This is a genomic window from Aeromicrobium sp. PFPM2_SD2 (assembly GCF_057364525.1).
Genome location: NZ_JBNFNZ010000269.1, coordinates 1 through 3,559, shown reverse-complemented (window position 1 = coordinate 3,559; position 3,559 = coordinate 1). Strand labels below are relative to the sequence as shown.

At 72.6% G+C, this 3,559-nt stretch carries 4 protein-coding genes and 1 pseudogene; 2 read left to right on the top strand and 3 right to left on the bottom strand.

Annotated features, from left to right (window positions below; all coding sequences use genetic code 11):
- Both AC2W7G_RS11845 and purE read left to right on the top strand, forming a co-directional pair.
- On the top strand, positions 1-566 hold a 566-nt coding region (locus AC2W7G_RS11845), incomplete at its 5' end, for an ATP-grasp domain-containing protein (protein WP_485868618.1).
- Complete coding sequence (gene purE / locus AC2W7G_RS11840; RefSeq protein WP_485868617.1) at positions 559-1,065, top strand: 5-(carboxyamino)imidazole ribonucleotide mutase; 507 nt, start codon at positions 559-561, stop codon at positions 1,063-1,065. The genes AC2W7G_RS11845 and purE, both read left to right, overlap by 8 nt.
- 117 nt (positions 1,066-1,182) lie before the next feature.
- Here the strand turns inward: purE and AC2W7G_RS11835 are convergent, their stop codons facing one another.
- From AC2W7G_RS11835 to AC2W7G_RS11825, 3 genes and pseudogenes are all read right to left on the bottom strand, one after another.
- The gene (locus AC2W7G_RS11835; RefSeq protein ID WP_485868616.1) at positions 1,183-1,608 is read right to left on the bottom strand and encodes a VOC family protein; all 426 of its coding nucleotides are present in this window, start codon (positions 1,606-1,608) and stop codon (positions 1,183-1,185) included.
- A 68-nt stretch (positions 1,609-1,676) separates the two neighbouring features.
- Positions 1,677-3,188 (bottom strand): malate dehydrogenase (quinone), encoded by a 1,512-nt coding sequence (mqo, locus tag AC2W7G_RS11830; RefSeq protein ID WP_485868615.1) that lies wholly within the window; start codon positions 3,186-3,188, stop codon positions 1,677-1,679.
- Positions 3,189-3,371: 183 nt separating this feature from the next.
- Positions 3,372-3,559 (bottom strand): annotated as a pseudogene (locus tag AC2W7G_RS11825) (hypothetical protein); the annotation flags it as partial.

The following is a 3,559-nucleotide window of genomic DNA, read 5'->3' as shown; positions in this document are numbered from 1 at the left end:
GTCCGTCCGGCGAGGTCGTCACCTGGCCGGTCGTCGAGTCGCGCCAGGAGGACGGCGTGTGCCGCGAGGTCGTCGCGCCCGCGCCCGACCTGGCGGCCGACCTCGACGCGCAGGCCCGCGCCATCGGCGAGCAGGTCGCCACCGAGCTGGGCGTCACCGGCGTCCTGGCCGTGGAGATGTTCGAGACCGCCGACGGCCGGCTGCTGGTCAACGAGCTGGCGATGCGCCCGCACAACACCGGCCACTGGTCGATGGACGGCGCGGTCACCAGCCAGTTCGAGAACCACGTGCGCGCGGTGCTGGACCTGCCGCTCGGCTCGACCCGTCCGCGCCAGGGCTGGACGGTCATGGTCAACATCCTCGGCGGCGCGGTCACCGACCTCGAGGGCCAGCGGGCCGCGGTCATGGCCCAGGACCCGGACCTGAAGGTCCACCTCTACGGCAAGCAGGTCAAGCCCGGCCGCAAGGTCGGCCACGTGACCGCCTACGGCGACGACCTCGCGGACGTCCTGGAGCGGGCGCGCCGCGGCGGCCGCCTGCTGGAGAACGGAGTCATCGATGAGTGAGCAGCAGCCCCGGGTCGGCATCGTCATGGGCTCGGACTCGGACTGGCCCACGATGGAGGCGGCCGCGACCGCGCTGGAGGAGTTCGGCGTGGCCCACGAGGCCGACGTCGTCTCGGCGCACCGCATGCCCGACGAGATGCTGGCCTACGGCCGCGAGGCCCACGCCCGCGGGCTCGAGGTCATCATCGCCGGGGCCGGGGGAGCGGCGCACCTGCCCGGCATGCTGGCCGCGGTCACCCCGCTGCCGGTGATCGGCGTCCCGGTGCCGCTCAAGCACCTCGACGGCATGGACTCGCTGCTGTCGATCGTCCAGATGCCCGCCGGCGTGCCGGTGGCGACGGTGTCGATCGGCAACGCGCGCAACGCCGGCCTGCTCGCCGTGCGCATCCTCGCCGCCGGCGACCCGGACCTCACCGCCCGCATGGTGCAGTTCCAGGCCGACCTGGCCGACGCCGCCCGGGCCAAGGGCGAGCGCGTCCGCAACCGTCCCCGCCCCTGACCGGCGTCCCTCACCCCGCGTCCGCTCCGCCGCGATGTGTGAAGGAATGCACGTCGCGGACGCGCGACGACGTCGGTACCTTCACACTTCTCGGCGGAGCCGGGCTCGGGTGAGGCGCTAGGCGAAGGTGACCGTGCCGTCGTCGGCGACGGTCCAGCCGGGGTTGTGCGCGACCTCCCACAGCGCGCCGGCGGGGTCGCGGACGTAGGCGTGGAAGACGCCGCCGAACGCGCCGTCCTGCGGCGGCTTCACCACCGTGCCGCCGGACGCCTCGAGCCGGGCGACGAGCGCCTCGACCTCGTCGCGCGAGCCGACGTTGTGGGCCAGCGACAGCCCGGACGGGCCGCCGACCTCCTCGCCGACGTCGCGGGCGAACGACGCCGCGTCGAACAGGCCCAGCACCTGAGCCGGCGCGACCTGGACGAAGACGATCTCGCCGGGGACGTGCAGCAGCGGCTCCCAGCCGAAGCCCTCGGCGTAGAAGCGGCGGGACGCGTCGAGGTCGGGCGTCGCGAGCGTGACGAAGTGCAGCCGGGTGTCCATGTGCCCGACGCTAGCGCCGCCGGGACGACCGAAGGCCCCTCCGCGCGGAGGGGCCTTCGTCGGCGGGCTCAGGCGAGCTGCAGCGTCTTGTCGGTGTAGGCGCGCAGGTCGGCCAGCAGCGAGGGGTTCTCGCGCAGGTGCACGCCGTAGGACGGCACGACCTCCTTGAGCTGCGGGCGCCAGCCGTCGATGCGATCGGGGAAGCACTTCTCCAGGACGTCCAGCATGGCGGCGACCGCGGTGGACGCGCCGGGGGAGGCGCCGAGCAGGCCGGCGATCGAGCCGTCGGCGGCGTTGACCACCGAGGTGCCGAACTCCAGCGTGCCGCTGGCGCCGTTGCGCTTGATGACCTGGACGCGCTGGCCGGCGGTGATGAGCTCCCACTGGCCGGACTCGGCGAGCGGGGCGAAGTCGCGCAGCGCCTCGACCTTCTTCTCCTGGCCCTTGAGCAGCTCGCTGATCAGGTACTTGGTCAGCGAGAAGGAGTTCAGGCCCACGCCGAGCATCGAGAACAGGTTGTTCGGGCGGATCGAGCGCGGCAGGTCGGTGACCGAGCCGGCCTTGAGGAACTTGGGCGACCAGCCGGCGTACGGGCCGAACAGCAGCGAGCGCTGGCCGTCGATGACGCGGGTGTCCAGGTGCGGCACGGACATCGGCGGGGCGCCGACGGCGGCCTTGCCGTAGACCTTGGCGTCGTGCTGCTCGGCGATCGAGGAGTCCAGGCAGCGCAGGAACTGGCCGCTCACCGGGAAGCCGCCGAAGCCCTTGATCTCGCTGATGCCCGCCTTCTGCAGCAGGTGCAGGGCGCCGCCGCCGGCGCCGACGAACACGAAGCGGGCGCGCACGCGGGTCTTGGCCTTGGTGGCCAGGTCGCGCAGGGTGACGGCCCAGCCCTCGCCGTCGCGCGACAGCTTGACGACCTCGGTGCCGTAGCGGACGTCCGCGCCGCGCTGCGAGAGGTTGGCGACGAGCTGGCGGGTGAGCGAGCCGAAGTCGACGTCGGTGCCGTTGTCGCTCCAGTTGAGCGCGACCTTCTGCGCGGCGTCGCGGCCCTGGGCCATGAGCGGCAGGCGCTTGGCGAACTCGGCGGAGTCGTCGACGTACTCCATGCCCTCGAACAGCGGGTTGCCCGCGAGCGCGTCGTAGCGCTTGCGCAGGTACTGGGCGTCGGCCTCGCCGGTGACGAAGCTGACGTGCGGCACCGGGTTGATGAACGAGGACGGCGTCGACAGGTGGCCGTTCTCGACGCCGAAGGACCAGAACTGGCGCGAGAGCTGGAACTGCTCGTTGACCGTGATCGCCTTGGTGACGTCGACGGTGCCGTCGGCCTTCTGCGGCGTGTAGTTCAGCTCGCACAGCGCGGAGTGGCCGGTGCCGGCGTTGTTCCACGGGTCGCTGCTCTCCTGCGCCGGCTGCGGCAGGCGCTCGACGACGCTCATCGTCCAGTCCGGCTGCAGCATCTTCAGCAGGGTGCCGAGGGTGGCGCTCATGATGCCCGCGCCGACGAGCAGGACGTCGGTGGTGCCCGGGGAGACGGACGAGGGGGTGGAGACGGCCGGTACGTTCGCGCTCTCGGACACGCAGGAAACCAACTTCCGCTTCGACGACAGGTGTCGGGGCCCCGGGCGGACGTGCGGCTCGGCAGGAACCCTCCGTTCCAGTGTCGCGCGGTTCCGCGGAAGACTCGCCGCCAGATCGTGTGATCTTCGTCGCGGTGGCGTGTTCTGGGTCTCGTTGCGGTAGCGGACCGTGTCGCTGAGGTGCTATTGAGGCCGGTCGCGCACGAACGACGTCAGGTGGGTCAGCGTCGGCGTCCGCGGGGCGGACCCGAACCCGAACCGCACGGCCGGGTCCACGGGGGCCAGCGCGCCGAGGTCGGTGCCGCGCCACCGGGCCGAGGCCGACCGCAGCCGGTGGACGTCGCCGTGCGGCGTACCACTCGACCCGGCGT